Below are 18,157 nucleotides of genomic sequence, written 5' to 3' on the forward strand. Positions count from 1 at the left end.
GCGGTTAAATAGTAAGGCTTGGTTTAAGGCAGTTTAGCTCATAGCATATTACATAGAGGATGCACATTATGGCTGAGAGTTCTACAACGATTGAGACCCCGCTTGTGGATGGTCTTTCAAACGCAGAACAGTGGTTAACGAATAACTCAGATTTGTTTATTCAGTACGGTGTAAACATTATATCTGCACTGGTTATTCTGTTTATTGGTAACCTAATCGTAAAGGCTGTAGCGAACAGCGTAGCTAAGGTTCTTCAGAAGAAGAAGATGGACCGAGCGGTTGTTGAGTTCATCCATGGTTTAGTTCGTTACTTGTTGTTTGTTATCGTTCTGATTGCAGCTCTTGGTCGCCTTGGTGTTCAAACTGCATCTGTTGTTGCGGTAATTGGTGCGGCTGGTCTAGCGGTTGGTCTTGCTCTGCAAGGCTCACTATCGAACTTCGCTGCAGGTGTACTGATTGTTGCATTCCGTCCATTTAAATCTGGTGATTACGTAGAAATTGGCGGTGTTGCAGGTTCAGTTGATTCGATTCAAATCTTCCAAACGGTTCTAACAACGCCTGATAACAAAATGGTTGTAGTACCAAACGGCAGCGTTATCGGTAGCCCAATCACTAACTACTCTCGTCATGCGACACGTCGTATCGACCTAATGATCGGTGTTTCTTACGGTGCAGATCTACAAAAGACCAAAGAGCTTTTGACTCAGATATGTGAATCTGACGAGCGTGTATTGAAAGAACCAGGTGTTCAAGTTGGTGTCCACACGCTAGCTGACTCTTCAGTTAACTTCGTGGTTCGCCCATGGGTTAGCACTGCTGAGTACTGGAATGTTTACTTCGACCTAATGCAAGCAATCAAAGAAGGCTTGGATAAAGAAGGTATCGAAATCCCATTCCCACAAATGGATGTTCACATGAACAAAGTTGAGGGCTAATAAAGCTTCGACACGTTGAACAAAAAAAGGCGGATAACTTAGGTTATCCGCCTTTTTTCTTGGAGCTATATTTTCAAACGACTTCTACCAATACTGCTCAATAAGTCCATTGGCGAGTACCGCTGCGATAGCAAACATCATGGTCGCAACAGCGATATCAATGCCTTTCTTAACACTTGGTTTAGACAGCGTTGGGCCAAGCTTTGCTGCTCCCAGTGAGAGCGAGTAAAACCAAACGAACGAAGCCAATATGGTTCCCATAGCAAAAGCAATTCTGTCGTTACCTTCAAACTGTCCGCCAATCGAACCAAGAATCACAACTGTATCCAAATAGAGGTGTGGGTTTAATACTGTAACTGCCAACGCTCCTAGGATGACGGTACGTTTACCACGAGCCAATATTTCACCTTTTGATTCCTTGTCTGAAGGCGCTTTAAAAGCACTACGCAGCGACAACAAACCATAGACAGTTAGGAAAGCGATCCCCCCCAGCGTCACTGAAGTGAGCAGTACTTCATTTTGCGACAAGATAGCGCCACCACCAAAGATGCCTAACGAGATAAATAGGGTGTCGAGCAAGCTACAAATCGTTGCTGTGGTTAAATGGTGATTGCGCTTTATCCCTTGATTCAGGACGTACGCATTTTGTGCGCCAATAGGGATAATCATGCTTGCCCCTAGACCAAAACCTTGTAATAAAACCCAAAAACTCATTTTAACCTCCCATTAAATTAACGACATACGCTGGTGATAAAGGGAAGATACTCCGCTCCTCATGATAAGTATAATTAATGATTTTAATATATTATTAGAGTTGCTAATGTGGTGTAAGTTCTGATTAAAAAGGAAGCAAAGCAATGCGTGGTTTGGATTATAAATGGATAGAAGCGCTGGATGCCGTGGTTAAACAACGCAGTTTTGAAAGGGCGGCAGAGCAGTTATATATCTCTCAATCTGCGGTGTCACAGCGCATTAAACAGCTAGAAAAGTGGCTCGCTCAACCTGCATTGGTAAGGGAAAACCCACCCAGACCAACCCCGGCCGGTAAAAAGTTACTAGGGTTATATCGTCGAGTCCGTTTGCTGGAGCATGAACTGGTTCCCGAACTCATGAATGAAGATGGTAATCAGCCCTTATCAATATCCATTGCGACCAACGCGGATAGCTTAGCCACTTGGTTACTGCCTGCTTTGTCGGGTGTGATGAAGTCGCGCCAAGTGGAATTGAATCTTGCTATTCATGGCGAATCGAGAACCATAGAGAAAATCAAAAGTGGTGAAGTGGCAGGTGCTATTAGTTTGGAGTCTCAAGCGATTCCTGGCTGTAGTGCCGACTACCTTGGTCGCATGGATTATGTGTGTGTGGCGAGCCCTGACTTTCATCAACGTTATTTTTCTGAAGGGGTTAATTACACCACATTGAGAAAAGCCCCTGCAGTGTCTTATGATCAATATGACGACCTACATAAGAAGTTTTTGCATGATCATTTTAATGTGCCTAGAGACAGTGTGATCAATCACACGGTCGGTAGCTCAGAAGCATTTGTACGTTTAGCATTGTCGGGCGTTGCCTACTGTTTGATTCCGAGGTTACAGATCATCGAGGAGCTAGAATCGGGTTCGTTGATTGATATTACCCCCGGTTTTTTATTGTCTTATCGGATTTATTGGCACCATTGGCAGCTTGAAAGTGGGGTACTTAAAGAGATCTCGCAAGCGATCTTGAGTTTTGCTCACGAACATCTACCACAGTAAGTTGGTGGTTTTTTCAGCGTCAAAGTTCTGTTAGAAGTGTTGCATCTGGATTGGATAAGCGACAAATTACTCTATGATGAAAAGACATTTGTTTAGCATAGGTCTCCCCCCATGAAGTTTGTACCAAAGATGTTAGCAACCTCTCTTGCCCTTACTGCTGCCTTGAGCGCTGTGAGCTTTTCTGCATTGGCTAACTCGCCATCTTTTCCGCATATTTCTACCACCGGTTATGGCGAAGTAATCGCGACGCCCGATATGGCGACGTTTTCGGTCAGAGTTGTAGAGTCAACGATGACGGCAGAACAAGCAAAAATCACCGTTGATAAAGTGGTAACCGGTTTTCTTAACAAGCTGCACCAAGCCGGTGTTGATGAGGCGAGTGTACACAGCTCTAACCTGTACCTAGCACCTCAATATCACTATCCAAAAGACGGCAAGCCAGAGTTGGTCGGTTACCGAGCTTCACGTAATGTGACGGTCGAAGTGAAGGAGTTATCGAATCTCAATGAGTATATGGATATTGCTATTGCTCAAGGGATTAACCAGATCGATAACATCCAATTGCAAGTGCGTGATCAGGCGAAATACCAAGAACAAGCGCGTTTAGAAGCCATCAAAGACGCAAGAGCGAAAGCGAAATCGTTAGCGACGGGTTTTGAGCGTGAGCTTGGTGATGTTTGGCGTGTGGATTACAACGCACAGTCTTCTCAGCCGGTATTAATGCGTTCTATGGCAATGGATGCGAGAACAGAATCTAACTCTTATGAAGACTCAACGATCACTATTCGTGATCGTGTCAATGTGATCTATCAGCTTGAAGAGTAATTAGATCATCATGATCTAATTGCCTACCATAGGCCAAATACTAAAAAGGCCCTCGTAATGAGAGCCTTTTTGTTTTTCTAGTATCGAGTTCGATGATTAGTGAAGTAGACGAGCACGGATGGTGCCTTCGATCTCTTTCAGTTTAAGCAACGCTTCTTCTGAACGGTCCGCTTCTACATCGATAACTACATAACCCATATCAGCCGCAGTCTGTAGGTACTGACCCGCGATGTTGATGCCTTCTTCAGCGAAGATGGTGTTGATCTGAGTTAGGATACCAGGGCGGTTTTCGTGAATGTGCAGTAAACGAGACGTGCCTGTATGTAGTGGCAATGATACTTCTGGGAAGTTAACACTTGATAGAGTAGAGCCGTTATCAGAGTATTTCGCTAGCTTGCCAGCCACTTCAACACCGATGTTCTCTTGCGCTTCTTGAGTAGAACCACCTACGTGAGGTGTAAGAATCACGTTATCGAACTGCATCAATGGAGACTCAAATGGGTCAGCATTGGTTTTTGGTTCGGTTGGGAATACATCGATAGCTGCACCAGCAAGGTGACCAGAATCTAGAGCACCACACAGAGCAGGAATATCGACTACAGTGCCACGCGCTGCATTGATAAAGATAGAGCCTGGCTTCATACGCTCGAACTCTTCTTTACCCATCATGTTCTTGGTTTCGTTAGTTTCTGGAACGTGCAAAGAGATCACATCACACTTGTTCAACAGTTCTGTCATGGTGTGAACTTGCGTTGCGTTACCCAAAGACAGCTTGTTTTCAATATCGTAGAAGTAAACACGCATACCAAGGTTTTCCGCAATAATACCTAGCTGAGTACCTATATGGCCGTAACCGATAATACCTAAACGCTTACCACGAGCTTCGTAAGAGTTGTCTGCACTCTTTTTCCAGATGCCACGGTGCGCAAGAGCGTTCTTTTCTGGGATGCCACGCAGTAGTAGTAGAACCTGACCAAGAACCAGTTCCGCAACGCTTCGCGTATTTGAGAATGGTGCGTTGAAGACAGGTACGCCACGTTTTGCAGCCGCTTCAAGGTTTACTTGGTTAGTACCGATACAGAAACAACCGATAGCAACCAATTTTTCAGCAGCATCAATCACTTCTTGGGAAAGGTTTGTGCGAGAACGAATACCGATGAAGTGAGCATCTTTAACTGCTTCAAGTAGTTCATCTTCAGGTAGTGAGCCTTTGTGGTACTCAATATTTGTGTAACCAGCGGCTTGAAGTACTTCTACTGAAGAAGGGTGAAGACCTTCTAGAAGTAGAATTTTTATTTTTTCTTTTTCCAGTGAAACTTTGGCCATTGTTCTCGTCCTTAAAATGGAAAGGTTGGGCAAATGCGGCGCACGTGCTACAAAATGGCTGAAAGGGGAACAAACTCACCACTTTGTTAGGAGACAAACGTTTTCCCTGTGCGTCTTCTGAACAATAAAGTAACAAAAAAAAAATGTTTTGGGTAAGAAAATTACGGAATAAGACATAATTTTACAGGTACAAAGCAAAAAAAACGGCGCCCTTGGGCACCGTATGTAATGAAGTAACAGAAAAACTCAATCTTCTATTATTTATTCTTCGATTTTTGCACCTTCAGGGGTACCTGTGATAACCACATCTGCACCACGGTGTGCGAATAGGCCAACCGTTACCACACCAGCAATACCATTGATGATGTCTTCTAGCTGTTTCGGGTTTTCAATAGCCATGCCGTAAACATCTAGGATCACGTTGCCGTTATCCGTTGTACAGCCTTCACGGTAAACCGGGTCACCACCAAGCTTAACTAGCTCACGCGCAACGTATGAACGCGCCATTGGGATAACTTCTACCGGTAGAGGGAATTTACCCAGTACATCAACAGCTTTCGTGCCATCAACAATACATACAAATTTATCAGAGATAGCCGCTACGATTTTTTCACGAGTTAGAGCTGCACCGCCGCCCTTGATCATGTCGCGAGTTGGGTTGATCTCGTCTGCGCCATCAACATAGATGTCTAGCTTAGCAACATCATTACACTCATACACTTTGATCTCTAGCTCTTCTAGGCGTTGCGTTGAAGCAACAGAGCTTGAAACTGCACCTTTGATTTTGTCTTTCATTGTGCCCAGTGCGTCGATGAAGTGATTTACTGTAGAGCCAGTACCAACACCTACAATGCTGCCTTCTTCAACATATTTAAGTGCTGCCCAGCCCGCTGCTTTTTTCATTTCATCTTGAGTCATGCCATTCTCCTGAATAAGATCTTGCGCTTTGAATTAGTCGTTCGCGTATTGAAGTTAACGTTTGTATATCAAGGTTAACGTTTGCGGCGGGATTATAGCGCTTTAATGGTTACTTTCCCATTGCCAAGTTTTACTCGGAGTCACGATTTTAGGTAACGGAATGTCCCATTCCTCAATCGGTAGAGTATCGACATGTTGGCAATCGTGAGCCAAACCAATTGGAGTTGCACCTTCGCCGGTCGCAAACCACTTCGCTAGGGTGCGATCGTAATATCCGCCGCCCATACCTAAGCGGTGACCATGAGAGTCAAAGCCGACAAGGGGCGTCAGGATGAGGTCGAGTTGCTGACAAGGTTTCACCAACGTTTGATTAAGCTGGGGTTCTACAATGCCGTACTTATTTAAAACAGTGGGTGTGGTTGGAGAGTAGTGCAGAAACAACAGGTGTCCGTCAGAGAACGGGTGTAATACAGGTAAATAAGTTTGCTTACCTTGCGACCATAACCACTCGATTAAAGGTTGGGTATCAAGTTCACCATCGATCGAGATATAAAGTGCGATATGTTGAGCAGACCGAATGTCATCGAGTTGAGCGCACTGCTTAACTAAGTCTAAACCGGATTGAGCTTGTTGTTCGTTAGATAGGGAGTTGCGTTTAATGCGGATCTGTTTGCGAAATTCGCTGCGTGTGAGCGTCTTCATAAGAAGGGATACCCCAAAGTGCCGTTGAGAATAGATGGCCCTTGAACCAGCGAGTTCAAGGCGGATCAGCAATGATTACCGTAGGCTTCTCGGTCGGGCCGAGCATGCTCAATAGCACTCAAGTACTAACCCTTAGGGATTGCTTATCGGCTCGGGGACGTGAATCCTCTGACAAACACTCCAGGGTAAATTTTGTGTACGCTATTGCTGTCCGTGCTTAACCTTACTGAGAACATCTGAAAGTGATGTTGTGAGCTGTTCCATTCGCTCGGTCAGTGCGTTTTGTTCGTCATTTGCTTCAAATTTCTTAGTTTGTAATTCATAGCAAATGTTCAGAGCTGCGATAGTCAGCAGCTTCACTTCATTGGTTACCTTAGTACGTTCAGCCATCTCTTTCAATCGATTATCAAGATCGGCCGCCGCTGCAATCAATGACTCTTCTTGCCCTGGTGGACAATTCACTCGAGTCAGTTTTCCTAATATTTCAACGTCTACCGCTTGATTACTCATGATGGATGAACTCTTTAACGCGCTATTTTAAGGCTGTTGCTCTTCGTTATTTTCTTGAAACAAAAAGTGCAAGTACCGATGAGGAAGCAATCTCCTCTGAGGGAGAAACTATAGGTAAACCGCTATTAAGATTCAAGCTTTTCAGAGTGACTGTTTGTAAATGAGAGCTTGAGCACACAGTAATTCAGCAAATTGAACAATTGGTAGTCAGTCATTCTTTAATTGCTAGGGATCGATGCTTACCAGAATTGGGGTGAAGTGGTACGATTATACTATCGATATAAAGAATAACTGAGCGAGCTATCTGATGAGCGAAACTACTTTACCTGATTACCTAACGGTTGCGACTGAACTTCAATCGGCAAGTCTAGCCGTAACCCCTGCTGAGATGCATGGTTTATTGACGGGTATGTTAAGCGGAGGCTTAAGCCTAGCAGATAAGAGCTGGCAGCCACTGATCTTTGATTACACCAACGAAGGTATGGGTTGGCCGGATCGCGCATTAACGTTAGCGGAAGCGACATTGAAAGTAACCACTAGTGAGATTACGGGTTCAGGCATGGAATTGTCTATGCTACTGCCTGATGAAGACGCAAGTGCGAGCCTGTTTGATTTAGCTGACGGTGTGTCTGATTGGATCAACCACTTCATCTCTGGTTTAGGACTAGTTGGCGCTCAGTTAAATAAGGCGTCGGAAGGCACTAAAGAAGCTCTGGCTGATCTTGAAGAGATGGCAAAGCTAGGTATTGATGAAGATGATGACCTAGAAGAGCAAGCGCAACTTCTAGAGCACGTTATTGAGCACGTAAAAGCCTGTGCATTAACCATTCATGCTGAGTTTGGTGCACGCCCATCTGAAGATGTAGCTCCAACCATTCACTAATCGTTTGCCAGTTTGAGGTTATGATGGCTCAGTATGATGTTGTAATTGCTGGTGGTGCGATGGCAGGGGCGACTTTAGCTCTGGCTTTGAATCACCTAAGCCAAGGTTCGCTGTCGATTGCGGTAGTGGAACCTTATCAGGTTGATCATCAAGCTCATCCTGGGTTTGATTCTCGTTCTATTGCTTTGTCTTACGGCACAGTACAGATCCTCGATTCATTGCAGTTGTGGCAATCGATCGCTCCTGTCGCTACCCCGATTAAAGATATTCATGTCTCGGATCGTGGGCATGCAGGGATGACCGATATTTACAGCGAAGATCTTGCGGTTGATGCGCTTGGTTATGTGGTCGAGTTGGCGGATGTCGGTCGAATCTATCAGCAAAAGCTGGAGTCAGAAGAGGCAATTACGATGCTGTGCCCTGACTCAGTAGCGAAAATTGAGCGCAGTGATTTACTGACGACCATTGACCTTAACAGCGGGCAAACTATTACTACTAGGTTGTTGGTTGCAGCTGACGGAGCGATCTCTACCTGCTGCCAACAACTGAATATTTCGTTGAGCGAGCATGACTTTGAGCAAGTGGCTGTCATTGCCAATATTGTGGCGAGCGAGCCGCATCAAGGTCGCGCTTTTGAGCGTTTTACTCATCATGGGCCAGTTGCTTTATTACCGATGACGGACAACCGCCTATCGCTAGTTTGGTGCTTACCGCCAGAACAAGCTGATAAAGTCATGACTTTAAACGACAGCCAGTTCCTTGAACAGTTGCAGATCGACTTTGGTTGGCGACTAGGCCGTTTAGAGAAGGTGGGCAAGCGTGCGAGCTATCCTCTGATTCTTCGTCACCGACAACAAAATATCTCTCATCGATTTGCGATTGTCGGCAATGCCGCTCAAACTCTTCACCCGATCGCGGGTCAGGGTTTTAACCTTGGTATTCGTGATGTGGCTTCTTTAGCCGAAGAGTTGTGTACTCAGTTGGATGATGTTGGCCGATACACTGGTCTTGTTAACTTTAGAAAACGTAGAGAACAGGACAGAGGGGCGACGATTACACTGACATCGAGCCTTGTACACCTATTCTCAAATGATTTTTTAACCGCTCGTCTCGGGCGCAACCTTGGGTTAGCTGTTATGGATAACCTTCCACCACTTAAAGGTCCACTTTTGCGTCATACGCTTGGCCTAGTAGAAAGATAAGGTAGATAAATAATGATGCAAAGTGTTGATATCGCGATTGTTGGTGGAGGCATGGTTGGGCTTGCACTTGCGGCTGCTTTAAAAGACAGCGACCTGAGAATCGCTGTGATTGAAGGCAGAGCGCCTAGTGAAGGGCTGAATGAACTGCCAGACGTACGAGTTTCTGCATTGAGCCGTTCTAGTGAAGTGATTTTGCGTAATCTAGGTGCGTGGCAGGGAATTGAGCAAAGACGTGCAGCCCCTTATCAAGCGATGGAAGTATGGGAACAAGATAGCTTCGCACGTATTGAATTTGATTCAACGCGTTTAGCGCAACCGAACCTCGGTCATATTGTTGAGAACCGTGTGATTCAATTAGCCTTGCTTGAGCAAGTGAAGAAGCAAGACAATGTGAGCCTGTACATGCCTGCAACGTGCAAAACAATGGCAATTGGTGAAAGTGAAGCATGGCTGACTTTAGATAACGGTCAAGCACTAACGGCTAAACTCGTTGTGGGTGCGGATGGAGCTAACTCTTGGGTTCGCAAGCAGCAAGATATTCCGCTCACGCATTGGGATTATGGACACAGTGCAATTGTTGCTAATGTTAAAACCGCAGAACCGCATCATAGTGTGGCTCGTCAAATATTTACGCCACAGGGTCCGTTGGCATTCTTACCAATGCAACCGAGCAACATGAGCTCGATTGTTTGGTCTACTGAGCCTAATCGTGCCGAGAACCTCGTATCAATGTCGGATGCTGAATTCAATAAGCAGTTAACAGCTGAGTTCGATGCAAAGCTTGGCTTATGTGAAGTGGTTGGTGAGCGTTTTGCTTTCCCATTACGCATGCGATATGCGCGTGACTTCGCAGTAGAACGCGTAGCTTTGGTGGGTGATGCAGCCCATACCATTCACCCGCTTGCAGGGCAGGGCGTTAACCTTGGTTTGTTAGATGCAGCCAGCCTAGCACAAGAGCTATTAAAGCTTTGGGCAGCAGGTGAAGACATTGGTACCAAGCGTAACTTACGTGGTTATGAGCGCTGGAGAAAAGCAGAAGCGGCGAAGATGATTGCTTCGATGCAGGGCTTTAAAGATCTGTTTGAAGGCGATAACCCAGCTAAGAAGCTGATTCGTGGCATAGGTATGAAGCTTGCGGGTCAGTTGCCTGGTGCAAAAGATGAAATTATGAAGCGAGCTCTGGGTCTTGCGGGTAATCTTCCTGATCTGGCAAAGCGCCCTGTGATTCATCGATAACGTCTGAATGTACCTATTATTCGTAGAGTCATTAATACGAAAAAAGGGTTGGCAATAAGCCAACCCTTTTTGTTTGGAATCTTCTAGATAATCAGATTATGCGTAAGCACAGCGCAGCTTCATAATTTCACTATTTATTTCTTTCACTGTTTGAAAGTGGCGTTGCTCTGCTCGATCTGGCAGGACTAACTTGCCGTTATCAAACTCAAATTTCCCTACGCCGTAAATGTAGATTCGTCCTTTGAAAAGTCGACTTACATGTTTAGCAATCATACTCGGTGTATAGCGCTTAAACAGTCTCATTCTTAATTATCCTTATATTTACCTAGCCTGCACATTATAGAAAAACTCCGGAAAAATAATTGTGATAAGCATGGAGTAATATGCAGTAGCGTTGACGTTAATTAGATATTTGTGCTGTTCTAAGCACTTTCTACAGTAAATATCTATTTTTACGTGAGCTCCTCCCCAAAATAATACTGAGTAGTGAACTGCCGTGAACTTTCCTGTTCGGTATTAAGCAGTGTTAATGTGACAAGTATAAGAATAGGCGGGATTTTTTTGTTTGTGTAATCAAATTGTAAAATTAAGACAAAAAAAAGCCCGTCTAAAACGGGCGAATAGTCACAGATGCATTACACAAAAGTGGATACTGATGTTACTCAGTGGATTCACTTGTACTGATTTGCCTAGGGGCTAGTCAGTAAATCCACAATAACGCAGTTTTTCACTTGTGACTACTTATGCTTTAATTTTGATTAAATATTTAACCTTAATCTATTTATCTTATGACGAACTTCACAATAAATATGTATCTAGTGAAAACTGGAATGTGACTTTGCGATCAGTTACTGCTTTGATCTGATCATCGGCTGATCTCTGTAATGATAGGCGCGCATAGGGCTATGAGATCATCGGGATCCAGAGCAATACCTGCCATTCGATCCCCAGAGCTGATGGTCACCGTCGAATTGTTTTGAATCGAAGGATCAAAGATGATCGGCATGTGCCTCTTTAATGCAAGAGGGCCAACACAACCTATCTTAAAACCAGTGATGGACTCTACATCGCTTAGCGGAACACAAGTCATTCGGCGGCAATTTAAAATTGAGCGCACTTTCTTTGGGTCGACCGAGCGATCACCAGCCGTACAGGCTAAGGCGTATTGATTGCCCATGTCTTTGAGTAGAATGCATTTCACCATTTGAGAGGGGGCGATGCCTCGCTCTTGTGCGGTTTCTTCGATGCTGGTGGTTGGCTTGCTTTGCAGCAGCAGGCGATAGTTTACCTGCTGCTGATCGAGCCATTGTGTAATCACTGTTTTCACGTAATTACTCGTCGTCAACACTGTAAGGCAGTGGCAGGATATTCCAGATTTGATCAGGTTGTGCTGTCAAACGCAGTTGAACATCGTCATCCAGGTTGTTCGGCAGAACCATTAGACCAATCGCTTGGTTGTCAGCAAATTGATATACGTTGATCAGTCGACCTGCACCACGCCAGTTTTCACCCACGCTACGCTCTAGCTCAATAGGGCTCTCTAGTGTTAGCACTTCCGCAGTCGAACCAGAAACAATGCGCATTTCACGTTTGTTCATGCCACGATATTTAGCGCGAGCTACTGTTTCTTGCCCCGTGTAACAGCCCTTGGTGAAGCTAATGCCACCAATCGCTTGCAGGTTAAGTGCCTGAGGGATGTGTTCATTTTGCTCTGCTTTGGTTAGGTGAGGCTGAGCATCGATAATTTCATGATACTGCCATAGCGCCTCTGAGACTTTCTCCGCAGAACTGCTAGTGACCAAAGCTTCTGCAGCTTGTTCTGTTACAAGCAGAGCCCAGCGGTTTTCTGCGACTTGAACAGCTGTACCGCCTGAAATCGCACGAACTTTACCTTGGCTCTCTGAAATTGAGTCGATGTATTGATCCGCAGCTGCGCCCATCACACCGATAATCACATCGTTGGTTTGCTCAATATCGACTTTAGAGAAGACCGCGTATTTTTTGATTTCTACGAGCTCAACTTCAATCGCAGACTTAGGCTGCATAAGCGCATAACCACCGTTGTGGTGGAATAGGCGGAAGATACTCCATACCTTTCCTTTTGCATCACAGTGGGCGCCTAATGTGGATTCATCATTAGGAAGAGTCACGACGTCGCACGTTACTTGACCTTGTAGGTACGATTTTTTGTCATCGCCTACCATGGTAATTGCACTCCAGTCTGACACATGTGTCATCATCAGTTCTGGAAGCGAATCATTTTGCGTATGAGCGTGCGGCTGAAAGGTGTTTTTCCAATCCATTTTATCTTTCCTAAGAATTTTATTTGGCTCTATGTTAATCCTGTTCTGTTTCTTTGTCAGCCTAGGTTTTTTTGTGAGCTGAGATAGGGACTGTGACCCACATAGTAGTTGCAGAGCGTATGACTTGTTACACTCCAAGAAAGAAAAATTATAGGTGAGGATAGCCAATGTACACTGCAGAGCAGAAAGCACGAATTAAATGGGGTTGCCGTCGAGGCATGTTAGAACTTGATGTAGTCATCATGCCATTTTTCGAAGAGTGTTTTGATTCATTGCAAGAGCAGGAACAGCGCGAGTTTGTTTCTTTACTAGAGTGTGATGATCCAGACCTGTTTACCTGGGTGATGGGCCACGGCCGTAGTGAAAACCTGGGTCATGCATCAATGGTTGATAAAATTGTCGCACACAACCTCAGCAAGGTTCGTTAAGCTCCAGCTTAACCCTTCGTATTTCGCATTATTAACAAAAGGCACTGTTTTCGGGTGCCTTTTGTTTTTTATCGTTGTCTCTTCTATTCCGCTGGCAGTCAGCCTTTATTGTCTCTATTTAACCTTCAATCTGTTTCGTGCCAATCACATGCTTATCACCAGCGCTCAAGGGGGTCTTGATTATAAGGATGATGGTGAAGTGCGTTTGAATGGCTGTACATACAGTTTAAAGTCGGTCGATCAGATTTGGGCTCAATTCTTCGTAAAATTACAATTTGAATGTGGTCACTCGGTACTACTATGGCGAGACAGTTGCCAAGAGCAAGAATATCGGCACTTTTTGGCGAACTTACAACGAATACGTTCGCTAACTTAAAGTAATCAATAAGCCTTGAGACAAAAGAAAAGGGAGTACTAGGCTCCCTTTCGTTTGATTACTTTTCGTGACTGACGAATGCGCCAAGTTACGATTGACGTTTCTCTGGTGTCAGAATCGTTGGGCCACTGTCTTCAGCTAGCTCTGGGTAATCCAATGTGTAGTGCAGGCCGCGGCTCTCTTTGCGTTGCATTGCACAGCGAACCATTAGCTCAGCGACTTGAAGCAGGTTACGCAGCTCTAAAAGGTTGTTCGACACCTTAAAGTTACTGTAATACTCGTGAGTCTCTTGCTGCAACATCTGAATACGACGCATTGCGCGCTCAAGACGTTTGTCTGTACGTACGATACCCATGTAATCCCACATGAATAGACGAAGTTCATGCCAGTTGTGCTGGATAATAACTTCTTCATCACTGTTAGTGACTTGGCTTTCATCCCATGCTGGAAGTTCAGCACACAATTGAGACTGTTCAATGTTCTCAACGATATGTTTTGCTGCCGACCACGCGTAAACCACACATTCTAGTAGTGAGTTTGATGCCATACGGTTCGCACCGTGCAGTCCAGTGTAGCTAACCTCACCAATCGCGTAGAGGTTTTGCAGATCCGTTTGACCATCTTTATTGACCATTACACCACCACAGGTGTAGTGCGCAGCCGGTACAATTGGGATTGGCTCTTTGGTCATATCGATACCCAAGTCCATCAAACGAGTATGGATCATTGGGAAGTGCGCGGTGATGAACTCTTCAGGTTTGTGGCTGATGTCGACGTACATGCAGTCTGCACCTAATCGCTTCATTTCGAAGTCGATTGCGCGAGCAACCACATCACGAGGCGCCAATTCACCACGCTCATCGAAGTCCTTCATGAAGCGTGTACCATCCGGGCGACGCAGGTATGCGCCTTCGCCACGTAGTGCTTCCGTTAGTAGGAAGTTGCGCGCTTCTGGGTGGAACAAGCAGGTTGGGTGGAATTGGTTGAACTCTAGGTTTGCTACACGACAACCTGCACGCCAAGCAATCGCAATACCATCACCAGAAGATACATCTGGGTTAGACGTGTATTGGTACACTTTGGATGCGCCGCCAGTAGCAAGCACAACAAATTTAGCGCGTACCGTTTCTACGTGTTCTTGGTTGCGGTTCCAGATGTAGGCACCGATCACCTTGTCTTTCGATCCACCAATCTTATCTTCAGTGATCAGGTCCAGCGCGTTGTGGCGCTCGAAGATCTCGATGTTCGGGTGATTCTTGACGTTGTCTTGCAGTGAGGTTTGCATCGCCATGCCAGTTGCATCGGCAGCGTGCAGGATTCTGCGGTGGCTGTGTCCACCTTCACGAGTTAGGTGATACTTAGGTTGACCATCGGTGCTGTTCTCATCTTTATCAAATGGAACACCGCCATCAATCAGCCATTGCACACACTCTTTAGCATTCTCAGCAATGAATTGAACTGTATCTTCTTCACATAACCCAGCCCCGGCAATTTGAGTATCTTCAACGTGAGACTCAATACTGTCAGACTCATCGAACACCGCAGCGATACCGCCTTGTGCGTAATACGTCGATCCTTCGCTGCGTGGTCCTTTGCTTAATACAATTACTTTTGCATGTTCTGCTACGCGTAAGGCTAATGACAAGCCTGCCGCACCACTTCCTACCACTAATACATCACACTGATGTTCACGGTTTGCGTTCATAAAACTTATTAAATCCCGGGCTATAGTCGAGTTGTCCACTCTCAATTGACTTTGTCTTGTTTTAGGAGTTGCGGTAAGACTGTTATAATCTCCCCAGAGTCGTCCTAAAACGCTATGCAAAATCAAGATATAGACAGCTATCTAGAAATATTTAATTGCTCAATACCATTGCTTTTGCTCAAGTTTCCCCAAATTGATAGGGATAGCTATTTTTATTACATCACATTGTGAAACAATAATGGCAAATAATTTTAAGAAAGTTGGAACTTTCGGTATTTGGCTTAGTCACAATAGTGCTCTTGTAGACGGTGGTGTCAATACTACATTTCGCATAATTAGTACCCATATCTGTGAAGGTGAGGGTTATAACAATAGGAGTACCCGCTCGAATGAACGAGCAGCTAACCGATCAAGTGTTGATTGAGCGAGTTCAGAGTGGAGATAAGCAAGCATTTAACTTACTAGTGGTTAAGTATCAAAACAAAGTTTGTAATCTTATCTCTCGATACGTGAATAATTCCGGTGATGTACCTGATGTAGCACAAGAAGCTTTTATTAAAGCTTACCGCGCGATACCTAATTTTCGTGGCGAGAGTGCCTTCTATACATGGTTGTACCGAATTGCCGTGAACACCGCTAAGAATCATATCGTTGCCCAGAGCCGTAGGCCTCCCGCAACGGATGTAGATGCAGAAGATGCTGAATATTACGAAACAGGCAGCGCGTTAAAAGAAATATCGAACCCTGAGAACTTAACGCTGTCAAAAGAATTGAAACAAGTTGTTTTTGGTGCGATTGAAGCGCTACCAGAAGACTTAAAAACTGCAATGACGCTGCGTGAGCTTGAAGGTTTGAGCTACGAAGAGATTGCAGAAGTAATGGATTGCCCTGTAGGAACCGTACGTTCGCGTATTTTCCGAGCTCGTGAAGCGGTGGAAAAGAAAATTAAACCTCTTTTACAACGCTAGAACTTGTAATAATTATGGTGAAAATAATGGCTGATAAAGAAAAGCTTTCGGCACTCATGGATGGTGAAACGATCGATAAAGCTCTCATTGTAGACCTAGAATCTGATCAAGAAAGCATGAATACCTGGCAGAGTTACCACTTAATTGGTGACGTTATGCGTGGGGATGCGCCAGAAACTAAAAATTGGAACATTGCTGATAGTGTGGCAGCAGCGCTTGAAGATGAGCCTGCACACAGTGCAATGCCAAACCTGCACCAAGTGAATGTTGAACCTACTGTTGCTCCAATTGAAGAGCAACCAAAGCCTCAGCAAGCGAAGCGTCAGCTTCCTGCGTGGTTACAACAGTTTGGACAAGTTGCTGTGGCAGCGTGTGTTTCATTAGCAGTTGTATTAGGTGTTCAACAATATGGTGGCAGCGACCCAGCGGCACCAGAACAGTTACCTGTACTTCAGACGATTCCATTTGCAGGATCGGCTGAGCCAGTGAGCTTAACGCGTGACTCTGTAGAGAGACCGGCTTCTGAAGCAAACTTGCAAGAGCAGCGCAAACGCGTTCATGCAATGCTAGAAGATTATGAGCTACAACTAAGATTAAACAGTGATGCGTCGCCTATGGAAGATGCACATCTAGAATCGGACATTGAATGAAGAAAATCCTGGTCAGTGCACTGACACTGTTCAGCTTGATGTCTCCAACAGCCTTTGCAGAGGAAACAACTGCAAAGGCGTTGTTGCATCAAATGAACGAGGCCAGTCAGCATCTAAATTACGAACTCTCTTACATACTGATCAAGAAGAGCAGTATTGAACCTCTTGTTTATCGCCATGCGGTTAACGACGACCAACAACTCGCACACCTTGTTTACCTGAGTGGCCCTGTTCGTGAAGTGATTCGTCGCGGTAATGAAGTGAGCTACATCGAACCGGGAACAGAGCCGTTTACGATCCAGTCAGGCAGTATGGTTGCTCCTGTTATTCCGATGATCAATCGAGATATCGAATCCCTGAATCAGTACTACGACTTTGTAAAAGTTGGGCGTTCTCGTGAAGCGGGCAGCACTACTCAAGTGTTACGCGTAGTGCCAAAAGATGGCCTTCGTTACTCTTACGTGGTTTGGGTAGACGAGAAAACCAGTCTTCCTTTACGTGCCGACTTATTAGATCGTGATGGTGAAATACTGGAACAGTACCGAACTATCTCTTATGTCGTGAATGATAAAATCGCTGAAGCCATGGGCGGCTTAAACCAAGCGCAACTGCCGAAGGTTTTATCATTACCTGAAGGTTTGGTGAGTGAGACCGACTGGCAAGCTTCATGGGTGCCAGAAGGGTTTAAGTCAAAAGAATTGAGCCGTTACCAAATGGCTGCGACCGATAAAATGGTCGAGAGTCAGCTTTTCAGCGATGGGTTATTTAGTTTTTCGGTATACATCGCCGACAAAGACGAACACTCATTGAAAGGCCAGTTGGTACGTCAAGGACGCAGAACCTTGCACAGCTTAGTGATTGGCGACAGAGAGGTATCTGTCGTGGGTGATATCCCGCCAGCGACAGCTAAGCGTATCGCTCAATCTGTGACTTTCAATAATCAGGTATCAGCGCAATGATGACCGCGCTGGCTACCGTTAGCTCAGTTGAACAAAAAGGTAAGCAATACTTTGTTCAACTGAGCTGCGAACAACAAACCAGTTGCAGCAGCTGCTCTTCACAAAAAAGCTGCGGCACTGGTATTGTCACCAAAGCGGTTGGCAACAAATCCTTGTTTTGGCAATTAAAAACCAAAAGCCTTGTGAAAGCGGGTCAGATTGTAGAAATCGGCTTTCCTGAAAAAAGCCTACTTCAGTCTGCAGCTATTGTTTATCTCATCCCACTTTTCATGTTGATGATTGGTGCTGGCATTGGACAACTCTTGTTACAACCCTTACTTCAAGGGGGCGAGGGGATTGTTATACTGAGCGCAGCCCTATTTACAGCTGGTGGTATTGCTTTAGCGAAGCGACTCGCTAAACCGATGGAAGACAAATCCAAGCAAGAAGTCGTATTGATTCGAATCCTAGGTGAGCCACTCGTCTAATTTATGATGC

The 18,157-nt window shown here is 45.1% G+C and carries 21 protein-coding genes and 1 other RNA gene; 12 read left to right on the forward strand and 10 right to left on the reverse strand.

Annotation, left to right across the window (positions count from 1 at the left end):
• The first annotated feature begins 68 nt into the window (after nucleotides 1-68).
• Entirely contained in the window at nucleotides 69-935 is an 867-nt protein-coding gene (gene mscS, locus F0232_RS21090; protein ID WP_061032424.1) for a small-conductance mechanosensitive channel MscS, read from the forward strand.
• An 84-nt stretch (nucleotides 936-1,019) separates the two neighbouring features.
• Here the strand turns inward: mscS and F0232_RS21095 are convergent, their stop codons facing one another.
• Nucleotides 1,020-1,649 carry a LysE/ArgO family amino acid transporter gene (locus F0232_RS21095; RefSeq protein ID WP_105057605.1) on the reverse strand — a complete coding sequence of 210 codons (630 nt, stop codon included), beginning with the start codon at nucleotides 1,647-1,649 and terminating at the stop codon, nucleotides 1,020-1,022.
• Between the two features lie 143 nt (nucleotides 1,650-1,792).
• On the opposite strand from F0232_RS21095, the gene F0232_RS21100 reads away from it, so the two are divergent.
• Together F0232_RS21100 and F0232_RS21105 are read left to right on the forward strand one after the other, a co-directional pair.
• Nucleotides 1,793-2,689: a LysR family transcriptional regulator ArgP gene (locus F0232_RS21100; protein WP_105057604.1), complete on the forward strand. Its 897-nt coding sequence runs from the start codon at nucleotides 1,793-1,795 to the stop codon at nucleotides 2,687-2,689.
• Nucleotides 2,690-2,800: 111 nt separating this feature from the next.
• On the forward strand, nucleotides 2,801-3,514 hold the full coding sequence (locus F0232_RS21105) for an oxidative stress defense protein (RefSeq protein ID WP_061032427.1): 714 nt from the start codon (nucleotides 2,801-2,803) through the stop codon (nucleotides 3,512-3,514).
• Between the two features lie 96 nt (nucleotides 3,515-3,610).
• Here F0232_RS21105 and serA read toward each other — a convergent pair whose 3' ends face one another.
• The 5 genes from serA to zapA all read right to left on the reverse strand — a co-directional run bounded on the left by serA (nucleotide 3,611) and on the right by zapA (nucleotide 6,970).
• On the reverse strand, nucleotides 3,611-4,840 hold the full coding sequence (gene serA / locus F0232_RS21110; protein WP_061032428.1) for a phosphoglycerate dehydrogenase: 1,230 nt from the start codon (nucleotides 4,838-4,840) through the stop codon (nucleotides 3,611-3,613).
• A gap of 261 nt (nucleotides 4,841-5,101) precedes the next feature.
• Nucleotides 5,102-5,758 carry a ribose-5-phosphate isomerase RpiA gene (rpiA, locus tag F0232_RS21115; protein WP_004739007.1) on the reverse strand — a complete coding sequence of 219 codons (657 nt, stop codon included), beginning with the start codon at nucleotides 5,756-5,758 and terminating at the stop codon, nucleotides 5,102-5,104.
• Nucleotides 5,759-5,860: 102 nt separating this feature from the next.
• The gene (locus tag F0232_RS21120) at nucleotides 5,861-6,460 is read right to left on the reverse strand and encodes a 5-formyltetrahydrofolate cyclo-ligase (RefSeq protein WP_105057603.1); all 600 of its coding nucleotides are present in this window, start codon (nucleotides 6,458-6,460) and stop codon (nucleotides 5,861-5,863) included.
• Nucleotides 6,461-6,466: 6 nt separating this feature from the next.
• Nucleotides 6,467-6,650, reverse strand: a non-coding RNA gene (ssrS, locus tag F0232_RS21125) — 6S RNA.
• Between the two features lie 11 nt (nucleotides 6,651-6,661).
• Nucleotides 6,662-6,970: a cell division protein ZapA gene (gene zapA / locus F0232_RS21130; RefSeq protein ID WP_004735366.1), complete on the reverse strand. Its 309-nt coding sequence runs from the start codon at nucleotides 6,968-6,970 to the stop codon at nucleotides 6,662-6,664.
• 307 nt (nucleotides 6,971-7,277) lie between these two features.
• Between zapA and F0232_RS21135 the strand changes: the two genes are divergently transcribed.
• Genes F0232_RS21135 through F0232_RS21145 form a run of 3 tightly spaced genes read left to right on the forward strand, consistent with a single transcriptional unit; the run spans nucleotide 7,278 to nucleotide 10,291 of the window.
• A complete protein-coding gene (locus F0232_RS21135; protein WP_004739012.1) occupies nucleotides 7,278-7,853 on the forward strand; it encodes a YecA family protein in 576 nt (191 codons plus the stop codon).
• A gap of 23 nt (nucleotides 7,854-7,876) precedes the next feature.
• A complete protein-coding gene (ubiH, locus tag F0232_RS21140; RefSeq protein ID WP_105057602.1) occupies nucleotides 7,877-9,055 on the forward strand; it encodes a 2-octaprenyl-6-methoxyphenyl hydroxylase in 1,179 nt (392 codons plus the stop codon).
• A 12-nt stretch (nucleotides 9,056-9,067) separates the two neighbouring features.
• Nucleotides 9,068-10,291, forward strand: coding sequence for an FAD-dependent 2-octaprenylphenol hydroxylase (locus F0232_RS21145; protein WP_105057601.1), 1,224 nt, complete (start codon nucleotides 9,068-9,070; stop codon nucleotides 10,289-10,291).
• Nucleotides 10,292-10,387: 96 nt separating this feature from the next.
• Here F0232_RS21145 and F0232_RS21150 read toward each other — a convergent pair whose 3' ends face one another.
• From F0232_RS21150 to ygfZ, 3 genes are all read right to left on the reverse strand, one after another.
• Nucleotides 10,388-10,594, reverse strand: a complete 207-nt coding sequence (locus F0232_RS21150; RefSeq protein ID WP_008223967.1) for a DUF1107 domain-containing protein — start codon at nucleotides 10,592-10,594, stop codon at nucleotides 10,388-10,390.
• A 562-nt stretch (nucleotides 10,595-11,156) separates the two neighbouring features.
• Nucleotides 11,157-11,618, reverse strand: a complete 462-nt coding sequence (locus F0232_RS21155; RefSeq protein ID WP_105057864.1) for an aminoacyl-tRNA deacylase — start codon at nucleotides 11,616-11,618, stop codon at nucleotides 11,157-11,159.
• A gap of 4 nt (nucleotides 11,619-11,622) precedes the next feature.
• Nucleotides 11,623-12,594: a tRNA-modifying protein YgfZ gene (ygfZ, locus tag F0232_RS21160; RefSeq protein ID WP_105057600.1), complete on the reverse strand. Its 972-nt coding sequence runs from the start codon at nucleotides 12,592-12,594 to the stop codon at nucleotides 11,623-11,625.
• A gap of 167 nt (nucleotides 12,595-12,761) precedes the next feature.
• Here ygfZ and F0232_RS21165 point away from each other — a divergent pair, with 167 nt between their 5' ends.
• Both F0232_RS21165 and F0232_RS25265 read left to right on the forward strand, forming a co-directional pair.
• On the forward strand, nucleotides 12,762-13,022 hold the full coding sequence (locus tag F0232_RS21165) for a succinate dehydrogenase assembly factor 2 (protein WP_004735374.1): 261 nt from the start codon (nucleotides 12,762-12,764) through the stop codon (nucleotides 13,020-13,022).
• Nucleotides 12,970-13,398 (forward strand): protein YgfX, encoded by a 429-nt coding sequence (locus F0232_RS25265; RefSeq protein ID WP_105057599.1) that lies wholly within the window; start codon nucleotides 12,970-12,972, stop codon nucleotides 13,396-13,398. Before F0232_RS21165 ends, F0232_RS25265 begins: the two co-directional genes overlap by 53 nt.
• A gap of 88 nt (nucleotides 13,399-13,486) precedes the next feature.
• On the opposite strand, the gene nadB is transcribed toward F0232_RS25265, so the two are convergent.
• Nucleotides 13,487-15,103: an L-aspartate oxidase gene (gene nadB / locus F0232_RS21170; protein ID WP_008223964.1), complete on the reverse strand. Its 1,617-nt coding sequence runs from the start codon at nucleotides 15,101-15,103 to the stop codon at nucleotides 13,487-13,489.
• Between the two features lie 389 nt (nucleotides 15,104-15,492).
• Between nadB and rpoE the strand changes: the two genes are divergently transcribed.
• From rpoE to F0232_RS21190, 4 genes are read left to right on the forward strand one after another with little or no spacing between them, the layout of a single operon-like run.
• The gene (rpoE, locus tag F0232_RS21175; RefSeq protein ID WP_008223963.1) at nucleotides 15,493-16,071 is read left to right on the forward strand and encodes an RNA polymerase sigma factor RpoE; all 579 of its coding nucleotides are present in this window, start codon (nucleotides 15,493-15,495) and stop codon (nucleotides 16,069-16,071) included.
• Between the two features lie 26 nt (nucleotides 16,072-16,097).
• A complete protein-coding gene (locus F0232_RS21180) occupies nucleotides 16,098-16,721 on the forward strand; it encodes an RseA family anti-sigma factor (RefSeq protein WP_032498782.1) in 624 nt (207 codons plus the stop codon).
• A complete protein-coding gene (gene rseB, locus F0232_RS21185; protein WP_061032435.1) occupies nucleotides 16,718-17,680 on the forward strand; it encodes a sigma-E factor regulatory protein RseB in 963 nt (320 codons plus the stop codon). Before F0232_RS21180 ends, rseB begins: the two co-directional genes overlap by 4 nt.
• Nucleotides 17,677-18,147 carry a SoxR reducing system RseC family protein gene (locus tag F0232_RS21190; protein ID WP_004739029.1) on the forward strand — a complete coding sequence of 157 codons (471 nt, stop codon included), beginning with the start codon at nucleotides 17,677-17,679 and terminating at the stop codon, nucleotides 18,145-18,147. Before rseB ends, F0232_RS21190 begins: the two co-directional genes overlap by 4 nt.
• Nucleotides 18,148-18,157: the final 10 nt, after the last annotated feature.

Source organism: Vibrio sp. T3Y01, from assembly GCF_013114525.1.
Taxonomy (GTDB): Bacteria; Pseudomonadota; Gammaproteobacteria; order Enterobacterales; family Vibrionaceae; genus Vibrio; species Vibrio chagasii_B.

Coding starts and splice junctions, on each gene's coding strand:
- ygfZ (WP_105057600.1), bottom strand. CDS start 12,594: ATGGATTGGAAAAACACCTTTCAGCCGCACGCTCATACGCAAAATGAT.
- F0232_RS21100 (WP_105057604.1), top strand. CDS start 1,793: ATGCGTGGTTTGGATTATAAATGGATAGAAGCGCTGGATGCCGTGGTT.
- serA (WP_061032428.1), bottom strand. CDS start 4,840: ATGGCCAAAGTTTCACTGGAAAAAGAAAAAATAAAAATTCTACTTCTA.
- ubiH (WP_105057602.1), top strand. CDS start 7,877: ATGGCTCAGTATGATGTTGTAATTGCTGGTGGTGCGATGGCAGGGGCG.
- F0232_RS21180 (WP_032498782.1), top strand. CDS start 16,098: ATGGCTGATAAAGAAAAGCTTTCGGCACTCATGGATGGTGAAACGATC.
- rpiA (WP_004739007.1), bottom strand. CDS start 5,758: ATGACTCAAGATGAAATGAAAAAAGCAGCGGGCTGGGCAGCACTTAAA.
- F0232_RS25265 (WP_105057599.1), top strand. CDS start 12,970: ATGCATCAATGGTTGATAAAATTGTCGCACACAACCTCAGCAAGGTTC.
- F0232_RS21165 (WP_004735374.1), top strand. CDS start 12,762: ATGTACACTGCAGAGCAGAAAGCACGAATTAAATGGGGTTGCCGTCGA.
- F0232_RS21150 (WP_008223967.1), bottom strand. CDS start 10,594: ATGAGACTGTTTAAGCGCTATACACCGAGTATGATTGCTAAACATGTA.
- F0232_RS21105 (WP_061032427.1), top strand. CDS start 2,801: ATGAAGTTTGTACCAAAGATGTTAGCAACCTCTCTTGCCCTTACTGCT.
- F0232_RS21145 (WP_105057601.1), top strand. CDS start 9,068: ATGATGCAAAGTGTTGATATCGCGATTGTTGGTGGAGGCATGGTTGGG.
- F0232_RS21135 (WP_004739012.1), top strand. CDS start 7,278: ATGAGCGAAACTACTTTACCTGATTACCTAACGGTTGCGACTGAACTT.
- F0232_RS21095 (WP_105057605.1), bottom strand. CDS start 1,649: ATGAGTTTTTGGGTTTTATTACAAGGTTTTGGTCTAGGGGCAAGCATG.
- rseB (WP_061032435.1), top strand. CDS start 16,718: ATGAAGAAAATCCTGGTCAGTGCACTGACACTGTTCAGCTTGATGTCT.
- rpoE (WP_008223963.1), top strand. CDS start 15,493: ATGAACGAGCAGCTAACCGATCAAGTGTTGATTGAGCGAGTTCAGAGT.
- F0232_RS21190 (WP_004739029.1), top strand. CDS start 17,677: ATGATGACCGCGCTGGCTACCGTTAGCTCAGTTGAACAAAAAGGTAAG.
- zapA (WP_004735366.1), bottom strand. CDS start 6,970: ATGAGTAATCAAGCGGTAGACGTTGAAATATTAGGAAAACTGACTCGA.
- F0232_RS21120 (WP_105057603.1), bottom strand. CDS start 6,460: ATGAAGACGCTCACACGCAGCGAATTTCGCAAACAGATCCGCATTAAA.
- nadB (WP_008223964.1), bottom strand. CDS start 15,103: ATGAACGCAAACCGTGAACATCAGTGTGATGTATTAGTGGTAGGAAGT.
- mscS (WP_061032424.1), top strand. CDS start 69: ATGGCTGAGAGTTCTACAACGATTGAGACCCCGCTTGTGGATGGTCTT.